The organism is Romboutsia timonensis (assembly GCF_900106845.1).
In the GTDB taxonomy this organism is placed as follows: Bacteria; Bacillota; Clostridia; order Peptostreptococcales; family Peptostreptococcaceae; genus Romboutsia; species Romboutsia timonensis.
Map to the genome: position 1 here is coordinate 316,436 of NZ_LT629850.1, position 18,468 is coordinate 334,903.

Genomic DNA, 18,468 nt, shown 5'->3' on the forward strand with positions numbered 1-18,468 from the left:
CCTTTTATTAAGAAAATATAGTTAGAAATTAAAATATAAGGAGGATTGAGTATGAATAGTCTAACGATATCAGAACTAGCAATTGCTACAAAAGGTAAATTAGTAATTGGAAATGAAAGTGACACTATAAATGACATAGTTATAGATAGTAGAAAAGCAAACAAAGATAATGTATTTGTTGCTGTAATAGGAGAAAACTTAGATGGTCACCAATTTATGCAATCAGCATATGAAAATGGATGTAAAACATTCATAAAAAATGCAAGTAGTAGCATAAAATTAAATAGTTCGGATATAAATTTAATAGAAGTAAAAGATACTCAAATAGCATTAGGTGATATTGCTAAATACTATAAAGAAAAGTTTGATATACCATATATAGGAGTAACAGGAAGTGTAGGAAAAACAACAACAAGAGATATGATATACGCTACAGTTTCTTCAACATTTCATACACTAAAGAATCAAGGTAACTTAAATAATCATTTTGGAGTTCCTTTAACTTTATTTAATTTAGATGACTCTTATGAGTGTGCAGTTATAGAAATGGGTATGTCGCACTTTAAAGAAATAGAATATTTAGCCAATATAGTAAATCCTAAAATAGGTGTTATATCTAATATCGGTTTATCGCATATTGAAAACTTAGGGTCTCAGGAAGGGATACTACAAGCTAAAATGGAAATAGCAACTAATTTTAATGAATCGAATACTTTGGTTGTTAATGGAGACGATAAATTTTTAGGAACTTTAAAGGGAAAAAATCTTGAGTATAAATTAAAAACATTTGGATTCAATAAAGATAATGATATATACTGCGAAAGTTATGTGATGGGTGAGGAAGATTTAACTTTTGTTTGTTATATAGATAGTAAAAAAGAAGAAATATTCATACCTACAGTAGGAGAACATAACATTTATAATGCAATGGCAGCTATATTAGTAGGAAGAGAATTAAACATATCTTTAGAAGATATAAAACGTGGATTAAGAAACTTTAAAGCAACTAAAATGAGATTAGACATAATAAAAAATGATAAAATGACAATAATTAATGATGCATACAATGCAAGCCCTGACTCTATGGAAGCTGCTTTAAAAATACTTGGAAGATACAAAAATAGAAAAGTAGCTATACTTGGAGATATGTTTGAAATGGGTGAACATACTGAATATGGACATCGTCTAGTAGGAAAGTCTGCCGTAGATAATACAGATGTAATAATAGCTATAGGAAAAGACTCAAAATTTATATCTGAAGAAGCTAAAGCTCTAGGATTTAATGAAAATAACATACATCATTTTAATACAAAAGAAGAGGCTATAGAAAAAATAGATGAACTTGTAAAAAAAGATGATGTAGTTTTAGTTAAGGCATCTAGAGGTATGGAATTAGAAAAAATAGTAGAATATCTTAATAAATAATCATAAAAGAAATAGCCAACAAGGGAGAGGAGATATATATTATGTTAGGAATAACAGAACTTACTTATACATCGTTGATTTCGTTTCTAATAGTAGTTATATTAGGTCCAATATTTATACCTATGTTAACTAAATTTAAATTTGGTCAAACAGTAAGAGATGATGGACCGAAAACACACTTAGCTAAAAATGGAACACCTACAATGGGTGGAATATTAATGATCGTAGCTATACTGATAACAGGACTTACTAGAAGTAAAGTAGGACCAGATATGGTTATAGGTCTTATATGTATATTTGGATTTGGATTAATAGGTTTTATAGATGACTTCATAATAATAAAAAAGAGAAGATCATTGGGACTAAAACCTTGGCAAAAAATCGTAATGCAATTTGGATTAGCTTTATATGTAGCTAATTATCAATATACTGTATCTGCAAGTGCACCTCAGCTTATGGTACCATTTACAGATATAGCAATAAATTTAGGGCCATTATATGTTCCTATAATGATATTTGTAATAGTTGGAACAGTTAATGCTGTTAACTTAACAGATGGTTTAGATGGATTAGCATCAGGAATAACATTAATAGTATCTACATTCTTTATGTTACTTGCATCTTATTCAGGTGTTGCAAACACAGAAGTTGCTGTATTAGCAGCGGCTACTATTGGTGCTTGTTTAGGATTCTTAGGATTTAATGCATACCCTGCAAGGATATTTATGGGTGACACAGGTTCAATGGCTTTAGGTGGAGCAGTTGTTGCTTTTGCAATACTTACAAACAGTGTACTTTTAATACCATTAGTTGGAGGTATATACTTTGCAGAAGCTATATCAGTTATACTTCAAGTAGCATCATTTAAATTAACAGGAAAAAGAATATTTAAAATGGCTCCTATACATCACCATTTTGAACAATGTGGATGGCCTGAGACTAAGGTAGTATTTACATTCTGGATAGTAACTATAGTGCTTGCTTGGATAGGTATAATAGCAATATTTTAGTTCGGGGGTATAAACAATGAATCTAAAAAATAAAAAAGTTTTATTAGTTGGTTTAGCAAAAACTGGTGTATCTACAATTAAACATCTAAATAGATTAGGTGCAAAAGTGGTTGTAAATGATATAAAAGATAAAGATAAGTTAAAAGATATATTAGATGAACTTTCTGATTTAAACAATGTAGAATATATATTAGGACATCACCCTGAAAATATAGATGATATAGATATGACAGTTGTATCTCCAGGAGTACCATTAGATTTACCTTTTATATTAAAGATAAAATCTAAAAATATAGAGATAATAGGAGAGGTAGAATTAGCGTATAGACTTTCTAAAAATCCAATATTTATTGGTATAACAGGAACTAACGGAAAAACAACTACAACATCTTTAGTAGGAGAAATATTTAAAAAGGCTAATAGAGATACTTATATAGTTGGAAATATAGGAAATCCTGTAATAGATACAGTAGGTGTTGCTAATGAAAATTCTGTACTAGTTACAGAATTAAGTAGTTTTCAACTTGAAAGTATAGCTACTTTTAAGCCTCATGTAAGTGCAATACTAAACTTTACAGAGGATCATTTAAATAGACATCATACTATGGAAGCTTATATGGAAGCAAAGGCTAGAATATTTGAAAATCAAGATAGCAAAGACTTCTGTGTATTAAATTATGATGATGAAGATGTAAGATCTTTATCAGATAATGTAAAAGCTAAAAAAATATTCTTTTCTAGGAAAAAAAGTTTAGAGTGTGGAATATATTTAGATGAAGCTAAAAATATCATTGTGAATATAGATGAAAAAATTACACTTTTAAATAAAGATGAACTTAGTCTTCCTGGTGACCATAATCTAGAAAACTGTATGGCTGCAGCAGCAATAGCATATGTATCTAATATAGATATAGATACTATAAGAGAAGTATTAAAAACTTTTGCTGGAGTTGAGCATAGACAAGAGTTTGTAAGAAACTTAAAAGGAGTAATGTTTGTAAATGATTCAAAAGCTACAAATCCAGACTCAAGTATAAAAGCTGTTCAATCTTATAATAGGCCTATAGTATTAATAGCTGGTGGTATGGATAAACAAAGTAGTTTTGATGAATTTTTAGATGCAGCAAAAGAAAATGTATATGCATTAGTTTTACTAGGTGAAACAGCACAAAAGATAAAAGAGTGTGCTCAAAATAAAGGATTTGATAACATAACTGTAGTAAAAGATATGAAAGAAGCAGTAAATGCTTCTTATCAAATTGCTAAAGATGGTGATGTAGTTTTATTATCACCTGCATGCGCAAGTTGGGATATGTATAAAAGTTTTGAAGTAAGGGGTATTGACTTCAAAGATAATGTAAACAATTTAAAGTAACCTCTTATCTAGGGAATGGAGGGAAAGCTTTATAATGGCCAAAGAAGCTTTAAAAAAACAAATTGATAAGAGTACTAAAACAGAATTTGATAGTGTAATATTTTATACAACTATGACTTTAGTATTTATAGGTATCATTATGGTGTTTAGTGCAAGTTTTGTTCAATCTGCTTTTAAACACAATGATTCTTATTACTTCTTAAAAAGAAATGCTATTTATGCTACTTTAGGATTTATATCTATGATTATAATATCTAATATAGATTATAGATTTTGGAAGAAAAATGCTAAAGCAATAGGAATAGTATCAGTTATACTATTACTTTTGGTATTAACACCATTAGGTATAAAAGCAAATGGTGCAAGACGTTGGTTAGGATTTGGAGCATTTACTATACAACCAGCAGAAATTGCAAAGTTTGCTACTATTATAATCACAGCAAAGTTTATAGAAAAAAGATATGATTACATGAAGTCTTTAACAAAAGGAGTTCTGCCTATTCTTATAGTTCCTGGGTTATTCTTTGCTTTAATAATGCTTCAACCAAATATGTCTACAGCAGGAACTATAATATTAGTTACATTTGTTATGATATTTGTAGCAGGTCTTAATATGAAGTTTGTTATAGCTATGTTTGGAAGTGGGGTTGGTTTATTTTTACTTTTAGCCCTTACATCTGAGTATAGATTAAAACGTATATTATCATTCTTAGATCCATTTCAAGATCCATTAGGTAATGGATACCAGGTTATACAAGGCCTTTATGCATTAGGCTCAGGAGGGTTATTTGGAATGGGTCTTGGAAAAAGTCAACAAAAATGGTTTTACATACCTGAGCCACAAAATGACTTTATATTTGCAATAATAGGTGAAGAATTAGGACTTATAGGATGTGCAGTAGTAATAATGTTATTTGTTATACTAGTATATAGGTGTGTAAGAATAGCGTTAAATTGCACTGATATATTTACATGTATGGTTGTAATAGGTATAGGTGCCCAAATAGGAATCCAAGCTGCATTAAATATAGCAGTAGCAACTTCATCAATGCCAGTTACCGGAGTGGCACTACCATTTATAAGCTATGGAGGAACCTCACTTATTATATTTATGAGTGCTGTTGGTATAGTATTAAACATTTCAAAACATGTCAAAATGAACTAACAGGAGATGATTAAATGAAAGTCTTATTATCAGGCGGTGGAACTGGAGGACATGTATATCCAGCTATAGCCATCGCAAATAAAATAAAAGAAGAAAATCCTGATGCAGAGATATTATTTGTAGGAACAGAAAAAGGAATAGAGTCTGAAATAGTTCCTAAATATGGATATGAACTAAAAACAGTAACAGTTCAAGGATTTAAAAGAAAGATAGATTTAGATAATGTTAAAAGAGTTTTTAAACTATTTAAAGGTTTAGAGCAATCTAGAAAAGTAGTTAAAAAATTTAAGCCTGATATAGTAATAGGCACAGGTGGATATGTAAGTGGGCCTGTATTATTTAATGCAGCTATGAGCAAAGTTCCAACTGTAGTACATGAACAAAACTCTTTCCCAGGCGTTACTAATAAAATACTTGCTAAAATGGTTACAACAGTATTAACTAGTTTTGAAGATTCACATCAAAGATTTCCAGAAGGAACTAGAGACAAATTAGTGCTTACAGGAAATCCAGTTAGAAAAGAAATATTAGTAGCTAGAAAATCTATAGCAAGAAGAAACTTAGGTATAAGTGAAGATAAAAAAATGGTTCTTTGCTATGGTGGTAGCGGAGGATCTAGAAAAATAAATGATGCTATGAAATTAGTAGTTAGAAATATGGTTAAAGATGATGTTGCTTTTATATTTGCAACTGGAAAATCATATTATGATGAATTTATTAGTAGCATAGAAGATTTAAATTTAAAGCCATATCAAAGAGTAGTTCCATACTTAGAAGATATGGCAAATGCGCTAGCTGCAAGTGATTTAGTTATAGGAAGTGCAGGCGCAATATCATTAGCTGAAATAACAGCACTTGGAAAGCCGTCTATAATAATACCAAAAGCATATACTGCAGAAAATCATCAAGAATACAATGCTAAAAGCATAGAAAAACAAGGTGCAGGAGTTGCTATACTTGAAAAGAACTTAACTGATGTAAGTTTAAATGATGCAGTAACTAGACTTTTAGGAAATAGAGAAGAATTATTAGAAATGGCTAATAAAAGTAAAGAAATAGGAAAACCAGAAGCTATAGACCTTATATATGATGAAATTTTAAAAATATATAATGCTAATAATAAGGAAAAGTTACATAAAAAAGAAAGCAAAAAATCTAAAAAAGAAGAAAATACTGATACTAATGTAGACTTAGATAAAAAAGAAGATACAAGTAGTCAAGGTAAAGTAATAGGAATAAAGAAAAAGTAACATATATCCCCTCTAGTACATAGCTTAAAATTATAGGCACTATGATTTTAACAGCACTAGGGGGGATTATTTGTGTGTAAATATATAGTTAGTGGTGGAAATAAAATAGAAGGTAAGCTAAATATAAGAGGAGCTAAAAATTCTATTTTACCTATAATGGCCGCTACTATACTAAATGAAAATAAAAGTATAATTCATAATGTACCTAATATATCCGATGTTTATATAATGATAAAAATATTAGAAAGTATAGGATGTAAAGTTGATTATGAACCTGATACTTTAATTATAGACAGCTCTAATATAAATTCAGGAGAGATAGATGAAGAATATGTTAGGCAAATGAGGTCGTCAATAATAATTATGGGGGCAATGATAGGAAGATTAAATTATACAAAAATAAGCTATCCTGGAGGGTGTGCTATAGGATCAAGACCTATAGATTTACATTTAAAAGCACTTAAGAAATTAGGTATAAAAATAGAAGAAAAAAATGGATATATAAAATGTTTTAAAGATAATTTAAAATCAGCTACAATTAATTTAGAATTTCCGAGTGTAGGAGCAACAGAAAATGCTATATTAGCCGCAATAAAAGCAAAGGGAATTACAAAAATATACAATGCGGCCAGAGAACCTGAAATAGAAGATTTAGCAAAATTTTTAAATGCTATGGGAGCAAAAATAAATGGAGCAGGAACTAGTTATATAGAGATTGAGGGCGTTAATAGGTTAAATGAAGTTGAATATGAAGTTATACCAGATAGAATTGCTATAGGAACATATATGATTGCAAGTGCCATAACTGGTGGCACTTTAGAAGTAGATAAGGTAGTGCAAGATCATATGGAACCTATATGTGATAAGCTAAGAATAGCTGGATGTGATATAAAATATACTGAGAAGGGGTTAATTTTAGTAGCACCTAAAAAAATAAAAGCTGTAGACTTAGTAAAAACTTGTCCTCATCCAGGATTCCCAACTGATATGCAATCTCAACTTATGGCACTTATGACATTGTCAGATGGTGTGAGTGTATTTCATGAGACTATTTTTGAAAATAGGTTTATGCATTGTGCAGAACTTATTAGAATGGGAGCTAATATAAAATATATAACAGAAAATATATGCATGGTAAATGGAGTAGAAAAACTACACGGTGCAAGAGTTAAATCTCCTGATTTAAGGGGAGGAGCATCTTTAGTATTAGCAGCACTAGCAGCCGATGGTAAAAGTGAAATCAGTGATATATATCATATAGAAAGAGGATATGAAAACTTTGAAAATGTATTAAGAAGTCTTGGTGCAGATATAATTAAATTAAAAGATGAATAAAGGCCTTAAGGCCTTTTTATATTTAATAAAGAAATTTTAGGTAATTAATTAAGTAAATTAATAAATTTATAAGTTAAAAAATAATATAAATTAAGATATATGTAGGAGATAGCACTACAAAAGTTGTATTTATATATAAAATACAGATTAAGAGGGGTACATAGATGAAAAAAAATAAAAAAAGGATAAACACTAGTAAAGTAGTTATTATTTTTAGTCTTATATTAATTGTAGTTATAGTTTTATACACATCACTAAATAGTGGAATATTCAATAGTGATAATATTGAAATAGAGGGGAATAAATATGTTGAATCTGAGTATATTATAAAAGCTTTAGAGGTAAACAATAACAAAAATATATTTAGATATAATATAAAAGATATGGAAGAAATATTATTAAATAATAAATATATTGATAAAGTTGAAATAAAAAGATTACTACCAAATACTTTAAAGGTTAGTATAATAGAAAAAGAAATAGTGGCGAATTTATATAATGAAGAAATATATTGTTATATAGACAAAGAAGGTAATTTTGTAGATGAAATTGATGAAAATAATAAAGATAATGAAGTAATTACAGTACATATAGATTATAATAAAACTGATTCACAAGAGATAAAATTTAAGAATGAAGAAAATAAAAAAAGGTTACTATACTTATTAGAGTATATAAAAGAAGAAGGTATTTATAAAAAGATAGACAATATAGATATGACAAAACCTAATTCTATAAATATGAGCACTAAGGAGGATATAAATATACTACTAAATAGTGATGAAGAGTTAAAATATAATATATCTAGATTAGCAATGATTTTAGCTGATTTACAGAATAAGAAACAAAAAGGAGGAGAAATTGATTTATCTACTGGAAAGTATGCTTTATATAGGCCTTAAAAATTAAGTCCAATAGGAGTTGATATTATGAAAATAAAAATTCCCTATAAAAGTGTAGTTGTTAGTAGTGTATTTTTAGGGGTATTAATAAGTCTTCAATTTAAGACTATCAATTTAGAGAATGAAGGAATGACTACATCTAAGAAAGGAGAGCAACTACTAATAGAGTTAAAATCATTAAAAAAAGAATCAAATAGCTTAAAAGAACAAATAAATACAATAAAAAGGGAAATAGATAAATACAAAGAAGATGAGGGAGATGATATTTTAAAATCTGAAATTAAGTATTATGAAGAATTAGCAGGATATACAAATGTTAAGGGTACTGGAATAATAGTTAAATTGATAAAAAATAGTTCAGAAGATAGTATAATTTATAATTATGACTTAATACTATCGATTGTAAATAAATTAAATTCAGCTCAAGCAAGTGCTATATCTATAAATGGAGAAAGAATAGTGTTTGATACATACTTAGACTTAAAAGATGATAGTTTATACATAAACAACACTAAAATAAAAGAGCCAATAACTATAAAAGCTATAGGAAATAAAGAAACATTAGAGTCTGCACTTAGAATTAAGTATGGTATTGCTTGGGAGATAGAGAAATATTATAACTATAAAGTTGATATAAAAAGTGACGATAATATAAGTATAAGTGGATATGATAAAAAAATAAAAGATATAGATTTTGGTAATTAAATGAATAAGAGAAAAAAATATATAAAACAAAAAATGGTTATGCTATGCGCGTTTATATTAGGTATACTTATAGCTATATATATTAAGACTTTAAACCCAGAGAAGGTTTATATAACATTAGAAGAAAAGAAAAATTTAGAGCATAAAATAGAAATAGAAAATAAACAAATAGAAAAGCTCAGAAATATTAAACTTGAATATGAGAAAGACTTAGAAGCATACGAGCAAAGATCATTAAATGAAAAATCTGTTAAGGAATTAATGGAATATGAATTATCATATTTAAAAGATGTTACAGGAGAATCTAAGGTAATAGGGGATGGAATAATAATAACTATAAAAGATAGTGAAAATGATTTAAAAGAAAATCAAAATCCAAATGAACTTATAGTTCATGATATAGATATATTAAGAATTGTAAATGATTTAAAAAAAGCAGGAGCTATAGCAATATCTATAAATGGAGAAAGATTACTTACATTAAGTAAAATAAAGTGTTCGGGTTCAACTATAAAAGTAAATGATACTACTTATGGACAACCATTTATAATTAAAGCTATAGGAGACTTAAATACATTAAAGGCTTCAGTGACTTCTCCACAATCATATACTAATATATTACAGGAAGTATACGGTATTTATATAAAAGTAGAAGAAAAAAATGATATTATAATAAATTCTTTCAAAAAATATGAATAAAAAGTATTAAAAAACTTGAAAAATATATTAGTTTCAAAGTAAAATAGAAAAGGTGAGCATTATGATATGGATACTAGCAGGGCTAGCACTTGGAGTAGTAGTAGGATTTTATATTCCATTTACATATCCAGCAAATTATTCTTTATACATGTCAGTAGCAATACTTGCCACTATAGATTCAATATTTGGTGCAGTAAAGTCAGGATTAAACGGTAAATATGATAATTTAATCTTTGCAACTGGATTTATAGGAAATGCGTTATTAGCTATAATATTGACGTATATAGGGGATAGATTAGGTCTTCCGCTTTATTATGTCGCTATATTAGTATTTGGGTCGAGATTATTTGACAATTTATCGGTGATAAGGAGACATATTGTTACAAAAATTAGTGATAAAAAAAGAGGAAAATAAATATTTTTGTGGAATAACTTACTTAAGAATTAACAAAAATTTAGAATTAAATGATATAATTAATACATACATTTACTTACAATCATAAAATAAGGAGGTCTATATATGCTAAACTTTGACGTAGAAATAGATGGTCTTGCGCAAATTAAAGTAATCGGTGCAGGTGGCGGTGGAAATAACGCAGTTAATAGAATGGTAGAAGCTCAGCTTCAAGGTGTAGAGTTTATAGCAGTTAACACAGATAAGCAAGCTCTACATACATCAAAAGCTGAACATAAAATTCAAATAGGTGAAAAGCTTACTAGAGGACTAGGAGCAGGAGCAAATCCTGAAGTAGGAAAGAAAGCAGCAGAAGAAAGTAAGGATGAAATTATAAAAGTACTTGAAGGTGCTGATATGGTATTTGTTACAGCTGGTATGGGTGGAGGAACAGGTACTGGTGCAGCTCCTGTTATAGCTCAGCTTGCAAAGGAAATGGGAATTCTTACAGTAGGAGTTGTTACTAAGCCATTCGTATTTGAAGGTAAAGTAAGAATGAAAAATGCTGAAAATGGGATAGCGGAATTAAAATCTAAAGTAGATACATTAATAACTATACCTAATGATAGATTATTACAAATAGTTCAAAAGAACACTTCTATGTTAGATGCATTCTCTATGGCAGATGATGTATTAAAACAAGGTATACAATCAATATCTGACCTTATAGCAGTACCAGGTCTTATAAACTTAGACTTTGCAGACGTTACTTCTGTAATGAAGGAACAAGGTCTAGCTCATATGGGTATAGGTAATGCAACAGGGGAAAATAGAGCTATAGAAGCAGCTAGAGAAGCTATACAATCTCCACTTCTTGAAACTTCAATAAGAGGAGCCAAAGGAGTATTACTTAATATAACAGGTGGGGCTAATTTAGGTCTTCTTGAAATAAATGAAGCATCAACTTTAGTTCAAGAATCTTGCGATCCAGAAGCTAATATAATATTTGGAGCTTCTATAAGAGAAGATTTAGCTGAAGAAATAAGAATAACAGTAATAGCTACAGGATTTGATGAAGCAAAGCATATGGAACCAGAAGTAATAGAAAAGGTTAAAACTTCACCGAAGCCAACATTAAATACAGCTCCGATAACTACTAAACCTAGCGAAGTAGAAGTAAAAGAAGAAGTTGCTGTTACTAGAGAAGAGCCAAGAAGAAGTTCTATATTAGATGATGATATGGAAATACCAACTTTCTTAAGAAGAAGAAGATAAATATATTAAGAAGCCAATAGGCTTCTTTTTTTATGTATAAGAAAACTATGAAATAAAAATTTTTTATAGATAACATATTAATATAAAAATATCAATAGATTTAGAATTATAAAAAATAATATTTTGAAATACTTCACCCATGCAGTGGCTCAAACAACAGATATTACTAAATTAGTAGCAAGTTTTATATCATTAGCGATATGAATGAAGTAAATTTTTTATTTAGAATATTCATATTTATTAGTAAAAAAATAAGATAAAATTTTACTTATATTAAATTAATTCAACAAATAAACAATACAGAAATATAAGTAACTAATATTTAATAGTAAAATGCTTTCTTTTTTTGTTTATTTATACTATAAATTAAATTTCTTTCGACTATTAAAAATGACATAAAATAAAGCATAGTTCAACTTATAATATATTACAAAGGTTAAAGGGGGGGAATGTAATGTATATAGAATACTACATTATAGAAAACCTATTAATAAATTATATTATTATAAGTTGTACTTCTATTCTTATAAAAAGGCATACTAACGAAAAAAAAAAATGGATAGGTGCTTTTTTAGGAACTATATACTCAGTTGCATATCTATATCCTACTTTAGGCGTATTATTTACATTGCCATTTAAGTTAATAATTATGACATTTATAATATTGACATCATTCACCTATAAAGATAAAAAAGAATTTATAAGAATATCTTTAGTGTTTTACTTAGTAAATGTTTTTATATGTGGAAGTACCTACTTTATAATCTACTTTACAGGTATAGAGCATATGAAAATATCATTCTTAATAGTATGTACTTATATAAGTTGTGAATTGCTTAAATACATATATCGGGACATAAAAAATCTTAAATATATTAAGGACATAAAAAAAACAATAGATATAAATTTACTTGGTAAACATTTTACATGTGAGGCGTTAGTAGATAGTGGAAACTTACTAAAAGATCCTTTAGGTAATAATGAAGTTATAATAGTTAAATCAAGGGCACTAAAGGGGATTATAAGTGATGAGTTAGTAGAATATAACTATGAGAATATGGATGTATTCAAAGTGCAGAATATTATAAGTTCTTCAGATGAAATATTATCCTCAAGGGTAAGACTTATTCCATATAAGCATGCAGGAAGCAATAGTGGTTCAATAATTTTAGGGATTAAAGCTGACTACATTGAAATTGATAAAAATAAAATAAGTAATGTTGTTATTGGGCTATCTAATTTTGATGATTCAGAATATGATGCTATTTTGAATCCAAATATATTACAGGGGATTTAAATAAAAAAAAGGGGGAGATTAAAGTGAAGTCATTAATATCAAAGGTATTAAATAAAATAGTATTTATATTAATTAAGCTTAATATTATAAAGCCAAAAAGTATTTTTTATATGGGAGGAGTAAATATATTACCTCCACCATTAAGTGCAGAAGAAGAAATGGAATTACTACAGCAATTAGAAACTGATGATAGTATAAAGCAAATTTTAATAGAAAGAAATCTAAGACTAGTTGTATATATATCTAGAAAATTTGAAAATACAGGTATAGATATAGAAGATCTAATATCTATAGGTACAATAGGACTTATAAAAGCAGTAAATACTTTTAAATTGAATAAAAATATAAAATTAGCTACATATGCATCTAGATGTATAGAAAATGAAATTCTTATGTACCTTAGAAAAAATAATAAGAAAAAAATTGAAGTTTCATTTGATGAACCGTTAAATATAGATGTAGATGGTAATGAATTATTGTTATCTGATGTACTAGGAACTGAAAATGATGAAATATACAAAATTATAGAGGAAGAGATAGATAAAGACTTATTAGTTATGGCACTAGATAGATTATCAGATAGAGAAAAGCAAATAATGGAGTTGAGATTTGGGTTAACTACAAGGGGTAGAGAAAGAACTCAAAAGGAAGTTGCTACAATGCTTGGAATATCTCAGTCTTATATATCAAGATTAGAAAAGAAAATAATATCTAGATTAAAAAAAGAAATGAAAAAATTTGTATAGATAAATAAATTACTCTTAAAAGTATAAAAATATATGATGTGTAAATAATTTCATATAAGAAAACTTTTAAGAGAGGACTGAAATGTATGCAAATAAATAAAGTTGAAATCTGTGGTGTAAATACATCTGAACTTCCAGTTCTTAAAAATAATCAAATGATGGAGCTTCTTTTAAAAATAAAAGAGGGAGATGAAGAAGCTAGGCAAGAGTTTGTTAGAGGTAATTTAAGATTAGTTTTAAGTGTGATACAAAAATTTAATAACAGAGGGGAAAACATAGATGACTTATTTCAAATAGGTTGTATAGGACTTATAAAAGCAATTGATAATTTTGATTTAAGTCAAAATGTAAGATTTTCAACTTATGCGGTACCTATGATAATAGGAGAAATAAGAAGGTACTTAAGAGATAATAATCCTATAAGAGTAAGTAGGTCATTAAAAGATATTGCATATAAGGCATTGCAAGTTAGAGAAAGATTAGTAAGAAATAATGCTAAAGAACCAACAGTATCGGAAATAGCAAAGGAGCTAGAACTAGAAGTAGAGGATGTAGTCATGGCTCTAGATGCAATACAAGATCCAATATCTTTATTTGATCCAGTATACCAAGATAATGGAGATGCAATATTTGTAATGGATCAAGTACAAGATAAAAAGGATACAGACGAAAATTGGTTACAGGAAATAGCATTAAAAGAAGCTATTAAGAAATTAAACAGTAGAGAAAAATTGGTATTGGATTTAAGATTTTACAAAGGAAGAACTCAAATTGAGGTAGCAGATGAAATAGGTATATCACAAGCACAAGTATCAAGAATAGAAAAAAATGCATTAAAAAATATGAAAAAATATATATAATGAATTTATTATTATCGTTGGTATTTATGTACCAACGTTTTTTATATGGATAAGTTATAAAAATATGAAGCTATAAATTGGAAATTTTTACATGAAATGATATAATATAAATATATATTAAATAGGAGGAAATTTTGTGTTAGAATCATCTTTAGTTTATATAATTACGAGGACTTTTCCTGAAAGTTTAATTTTAGTATTATCTGGAGTAGTTTTGTTAGGTATAAATATAGATAAGAAAAGGATATTTAAAGATGGAATAATTTTAGGAATGATAATAGGAATTATAAGGTTACTACCTATAACTTTTGGAGTTCATTCAATATTGTCTATGATATCCCTATGTATAATACTGCTTAGATATGATAACAATGATATAGTAAAATCTATGGTATCTACTTGTCTTGTATGGATATCATTAGCACTTAGTGAATGTATTTATATATTAATATCTATATCATTTTTAAATATAAAAGTTGAAAGATTAACTGATAATACAACTTTACAGGGAGCAATTATAACACTTCCGTCATTATTAATAATGTTTTTAATAGTGTTATTATTAAAGTATGCAAAAGATAATATATTAAAGTTTAAAGTAAGAGGTTAAATATGGGTGGGATAGAGAAAATAGCACTAAATTTATCTACTAGGCTAGGAAATAAACTTGATAAAGGTGAAGAAGAAAAAGCTATTCTAAATTATGGATTATTTATAATTATGCATACTTTTATAGGTATAATTATTACATTATTAGTAGGATTAATAACTGGAATGTTAATTGAAATCTTACTAATAACTATTACTAGTGCATTATTTAAAAGATATACTGGTGGTGTTCATGCAAGTACACCAGAAATATGTTTAATTATTGGAGTTATATTATCATTAATACTATCGATATTATGTAGATTTATAGTTATTAATATAGATATAAATAAAATTGTTTTTGCAGGAATGATAATAATAGCATTTTCTTATTACATGATATACTATAATTGTCCAGTTTCTTCTAAAAATAAACCACTGAAGAATGAAAAAACTAGAAAAAAGTTAAAAAAGAAAGCATTTATTTTACTTAATATATATACTATTTTGCTTATAATGTTATATATTATATATTATATTTTAAAGATAAGTATTGTAAAAAGTATTATAACATCTTTTATATTAGGGATATTTTTTCAGATGTCATCGTTGACAAATATAGGATCAAAAACTATAAATTTATTGGATAAAGTATTTGCTTTTCTTAATAAATAAAGTATTGATATGATTTTAGAATAATTATTAAATTATTTAAAAATATATTTTATCAAGATAGGGAGATTTAAAAATGAATTTTTTATTTAACACTTTATCAGAATTAATATTAGGTGTAGCTAAAGGAGCATCAACTTATTGTGCACTTGTATTTTTTGAACCAGAAATACCCAAATCGTTAAAAGAAAAATAATAGAAAAACCATAAGGACATACAGAACCTTATGGTTTTTGATTAATGGTAATATTTAATTAGGTGAAGTTATATGAGTAGTTTTGAACAGAAAAGAAATAAACAAGTATTTGAGATAATTGTAATATTAAAAATTATATATATAGCACTAAGTATGATAGCTATATCAAGTACATACAAATTCAAGAAAGAAACTACAGATATTATATGGATGCTTATTGTATTTAGTATAATATTAGTTTTTGTATTAGCTTATTTTTATTGGATAGTGTTTTATATAAGAGATAGAATAGATAAACCTTCTAGAATAGCTGATTATATAGAAATGACGATTATGATAAGTGTTTTTATACTTTCAATGATAACTACAGGATTACAAGATAGTGGGTATAAATTACTTGGAATTTTTATAGTATTAATTAGTGCTATACAATTTGGTAGAAATTATAGCTTAGGTGTTGCTAGTATTTCTACAATTATAATATTGCTTATAGATTTTATATCAGTTGGACTAGATAAACAAACTTTAAGTCAATATTTTGAAAATGATTTAGTTTTATTGAGTGCATTATTTGTAACCGCATTTATATTAGGTATGTATGTAGATATAGAAAGAGAACATAGTAAAGAACTAAAAAATCTAGCTAATATAGATGAATTAACAGGGCTGTATAATCATAGATATTTTCAAGAGTTTTTACAAAAATCTATTGATAATGCAGATAAGAAAAATCAAGAAGTTTCATTACTATTTATGGATATAGATTACTTTAAAAATTTCAATGATATTAATGGGCATCAAGCTGGAGATTTACTTCTTAAGGAAATTAGTCAAATAATGAAATCTTGTATTAGAGGTTCTGATGTTGTAGCAAGATATGGGGGAGAAGAATTTGCAGCCATACTCCCAAATACTACAGAAAATAATGCAGTAAAAATAGGTGAACGAATTAGATCATCTATACAAAATACATATTTTAAAGGACAAGAAAATCAGCCAGATAAAAACATAACTATATCAATAGGTGTATCATCATATCCAAAAAAAGCTATAAATAAGCATCAATTAATCAATACTGCTGATGATGCATTATATAGGGCAAAATCATTTAATAGAAATAGAGTTGAACTATATCGTAGTGTATTAGATGACTTATCTGAAAATATGGACATAAATAAAGATACTGTAAGATCTTTAAAAGCTTTTATAAGTATGATAAATATAAAAGATAGATATACGTATGCACATACAGAAAGAGTAGTTATATATACTAAGTACTTTGGTGAATATCTAGATTTAACTAAAGCTGAAAAGATTAGGCTACAAGTGTCGGCATATCTTCACGATATAGGTAAGTTAGAAATACCAGATGATGTTTTAAACAAAAAAGAAAAACTAACGGAATCAGAGAGACAGATGTTTATTAATCATCCTCAAGCAGGTGTTGATTTGATAAAAGATATAAAGCAACTTGATGAATTTAAACCAATAATAAAACATCATCATGAAAGGTATGATGGTAAAGGATATCCAAGTGGTCTAAAAAGAACAGAGATACCTTATTTATCGAGGATACTTACAATAGCAGATAGCTTTGATGCTATGACGTCTAATAGACCTTACAATAAAGTAAAAACTCAGGAAGAAGGAATTAAAGAGTTAAGGGATAATGCGGGTACACAGTTTGATCCAGATTTAGTTGAAAAATTCATAGATATGCTTGATAAATATAAAGATAAATTTTAAAAAGATGACCAATATAGGTCATTTTTTTTTGCCCAAGTTCATAATTATTTTTATAAATATATTTTTTATTGAGAGGAGATATAATATGATAAGAGTATCTGATATAATGGAAAAGGAAATAATAAATGTAAAAAATGGAAAAAGGATGGGATTTATAACAGATATAGATATGGATATTAATGAAGGAAAAGTAATATCATTTTCTATATCTGGAGATAGTGGACGTGCTTTTTTTTCTAGAGGATATGAAGAAGAGGCAATATCTTGGAATGATATACTAAAAATAGGATGTGATACTATAATAGTAAATATAGGATCAGAGTTTAATTTAGACGAATTTAATATATAGCTACAAAGGAGGACTAAAGATGCAATGCCCTTATTGTAATCATAAAGAATGTAAGGTAATAGATTCTAGACATACGGATTCAAAATCTATAAGAAGAAGAAGAGAGTGTGAGGCATGTAAGAAAAGATTTACAACTTATGAAAAAATAGAAACAACACCTATTATGGTAATAAAAAAAGATAATACCAGAGAGTACTTTGACGGAGACAAAATAAAATATGGTATATTAAAATCTTGTGAAAAGAGACCTGTATCAATTGAACAAATTGAAGAAATAGTAGCGTTTATTGAAAATGAAATAAACAAGCACTATATTTCAGAAATAGAAACTGAAAAAATTGGAGAAATGGTAATGGATAAATTAAAAGATGTAGATGAAGTGGCATATGTAAGATTCGCATCTGTTTATAGACAATTTAAAGATATAAATACTTTCGTAACAGAATTAAAAAATATACTTATGGAGAGAGAAGACTAAG

Annotated in this window: 20 protein-coding genes; all 20 read left to right on the top strand. The window is 27.4% G+C overall.

The annotated features are described in order from the left end of the window. The first annotated feature begins 51 nt into the window (after positions 1-51). The 20 genes from BN7997_RS04100 (at position 52) to nrdR (ending at position 18,467) form a co-directional block, all read left to right on the top strand. On the top strand, positions 52-1,425 hold the full coding sequence (locus BN7997_RS04100; protein ID WP_071119600.1) for a UDP-N-acetylmuramoyl-tripeptide--D-alanyl-D-alanine ligase: 1,374 nt from the start codon (positions 52-54) through the stop codon (positions 1,423-1,425). Positions 1,426-1,463: 38 nt separating this feature from the next. Next, entirely contained in the window at positions 1,464-2,435 is a 972-nt protein-coding gene (gene mraY, locus BN7997_RS04105) for a phospho-N-acetylmuramoyl-pentapeptide-transferase (protein ID WP_143023162.1), read from the top strand. A 16-nt stretch (positions 2,436-2,451) separates the two neighbouring features. Further along, the gene (murD, locus tag BN7997_RS04110; protein WP_071119602.1) at positions 2,452-3,810 is read left to right on the top strand and encodes a UDP-N-acetylmuramoyl-L-alanine--D-glutamate ligase; all 1,359 of its coding nucleotides are present in this window, start codon (positions 2,452-2,454) and stop codon (positions 3,808-3,810) included. A gap of 34 nt (positions 3,811-3,844) precedes the next feature. Continuing rightward, on the top strand, positions 3,845-4,975 hold the full coding sequence (gene spoVE, locus BN7997_RS04115; protein WP_074010958.1) for a stage V sporulation protein E: 1,131 nt from the start codon (positions 3,845-3,847) through the stop codon (positions 4,973-4,975). A 14-nt stretch (positions 4,976-4,989) separates the two neighbouring features. Then, positions 4,990-6,225, top strand: coding sequence for an undecaprenyldiphospho-muramoylpentapeptide beta-N-acetylglucosaminyltransferase (murG, locus tag BN7997_RS04120; RefSeq protein WP_071119603.1), 1,236 nt, complete (start codon positions 4,990-4,992; stop codon positions 6,223-6,225). A gap of 72 nt (positions 6,226-6,297) precedes the next feature. Continuing rightward, on the top strand, positions 6,298-7,560 hold the full coding sequence (gene murA, locus BN7997_RS04125) for a UDP-N-acetylglucosamine 1-carboxyvinyltransferase (RefSeq protein ID WP_071119604.1): 1,263 nt from the start codon (positions 6,298-6,300) through the stop codon (positions 7,558-7,560). A 164-nt stretch (positions 7,561-7,724) separates the two neighbouring features. After that, positions 7,725-8,462: a cell division protein FtsQ/DivIB gene (locus BN7997_RS04130; protein ID WP_071119605.1), complete on the top strand. Its 738-nt coding sequence runs from the start codon at positions 7,725-7,727 to the stop codon at positions 8,460-8,462. A gap of 27 nt (positions 8,463-8,489) precedes the next feature. Beyond that, positions 8,490-9,167, top strand: coding sequence for a DUF881 domain-containing protein (locus tag BN7997_RS04135; protein WP_071119606.1), 678 nt, complete (start codon positions 8,490-8,492; stop codon positions 9,165-9,167). Beyond that, a complete protein-coding gene (locus tag BN7997_RS04140; protein ID WP_242873383.1) occupies positions 9,168-9,866 on the top strand; it encodes a DUF881 domain-containing protein in 699 nt (232 codons plus the stop codon). A gap of 61 nt (positions 9,867-9,927) precedes the next feature. Further along, a complete protein-coding gene (locus tag BN7997_RS04145; protein ID WP_083335003.1) occupies positions 9,928-10,281 on the top strand; it encodes a small basic family protein in 354 nt (117 codons plus the stop codon). 105 nt (positions 10,282-10,386) lie between these two features. Continuing rightward, positions 10,387-11,535: a cell division protein FtsZ gene (gene ftsZ, locus BN7997_RS04150; RefSeq protein ID WP_071119607.1), complete on the top strand. Its 1,149-nt coding sequence runs from the start codon at positions 10,387-10,389 to the stop codon at positions 11,533-11,535. Between the two features lie 454 nt (positions 11,536-11,989). Beyond that, positions 11,990-12,832: a sigma-E processing peptidase SpoIIGA gene (locus BN7997_RS04155; protein WP_071119608.1), complete on the top strand. Its 843-nt coding sequence runs from the start codon at positions 11,990-11,992 to the stop codon at positions 12,830-12,832. A gap of 23 nt (positions 12,833-12,855) precedes the next feature. After that, a complete protein-coding gene (gene sigE, locus BN7997_RS04160; protein WP_083335004.1) occupies positions 12,856-13,578 on the top strand; it encodes an RNA polymerase sporulation sigma factor SigE in 723 nt (240 codons plus the stop codon). An 86-nt stretch (positions 13,579-13,664) separates the two neighbouring features. Next, complete coding sequence (gene sigG / locus BN7997_RS04165) at positions 13,665-14,438, top strand: RNA polymerase sporulation sigma factor SigG (protein WP_071119610.1); 774 nt, start codon at positions 13,665-13,667, stop codon at positions 14,436-14,438. A 136-nt stretch (positions 14,439-14,574) separates the two neighbouring features. Next, positions 14,575-15,048: a hypothetical protein gene (locus BN7997_RS04170; protein WP_071119611.1), complete on the top strand. Its 474-nt coding sequence runs from the start codon at positions 14,575-14,577 to the stop codon at positions 15,046-15,048. A gap of 2 nt (positions 15,049-15,050) precedes the next feature. Then, on the top strand, positions 15,051-15,701 hold the full coding sequence (locus BN7997_RS04175) for an accessory gene regulator ArgB-like protein (RefSeq protein ID WP_071119612.1): 651 nt from the start codon (positions 15,051-15,053) through the stop codon (positions 15,699-15,701). Between the two features lie 73 nt (positions 15,702-15,774). Then, positions 15,775-15,894 (top strand): AgrD family cyclic lactone autoinducer peptide, encoded by a 120-nt coding sequence (locus BN7997_RS15035; RefSeq protein ID WP_083335005.1) that lies wholly within the window; start codon positions 15,775-15,777, stop codon positions 15,892-15,894. Positions 15,895-15,966: 72 nt separating this feature from the next. Next, positions 15,967-17,640 carry a bifunctional diguanylate cyclase/phosphohydrolase gene (locus tag BN7997_RS04180; RefSeq protein ID WP_071119613.1) on the top strand — a complete coding sequence of 558 codons (1,674 nt, stop codon included), beginning with the start codon at positions 15,967-15,969 and terminating at the stop codon, positions 17,638-17,640. 85 nt (positions 17,641-17,725) lie between these two features. Continuing rightward, positions 17,726-17,989, top strand: a complete 264-nt coding sequence (locus tag BN7997_RS04185; RefSeq protein WP_071119614.1) for a YlmC/YmxH family sporulation protein — start codon at positions 17,726-17,728, stop codon at positions 17,987-17,989. Positions 17,990-18,008: 19 nt separating this feature from the next. Further along, positions 18,009-18,467: a transcriptional regulator NrdR gene (nrdR, locus tag BN7997_RS04190; protein WP_071119615.1), complete on the top strand. Its 459-nt coding sequence runs from the start codon at positions 18,009-18,011 to the stop codon at positions 18,465-18,467. Position 18,468: the final 1 nt, after the last annotated feature.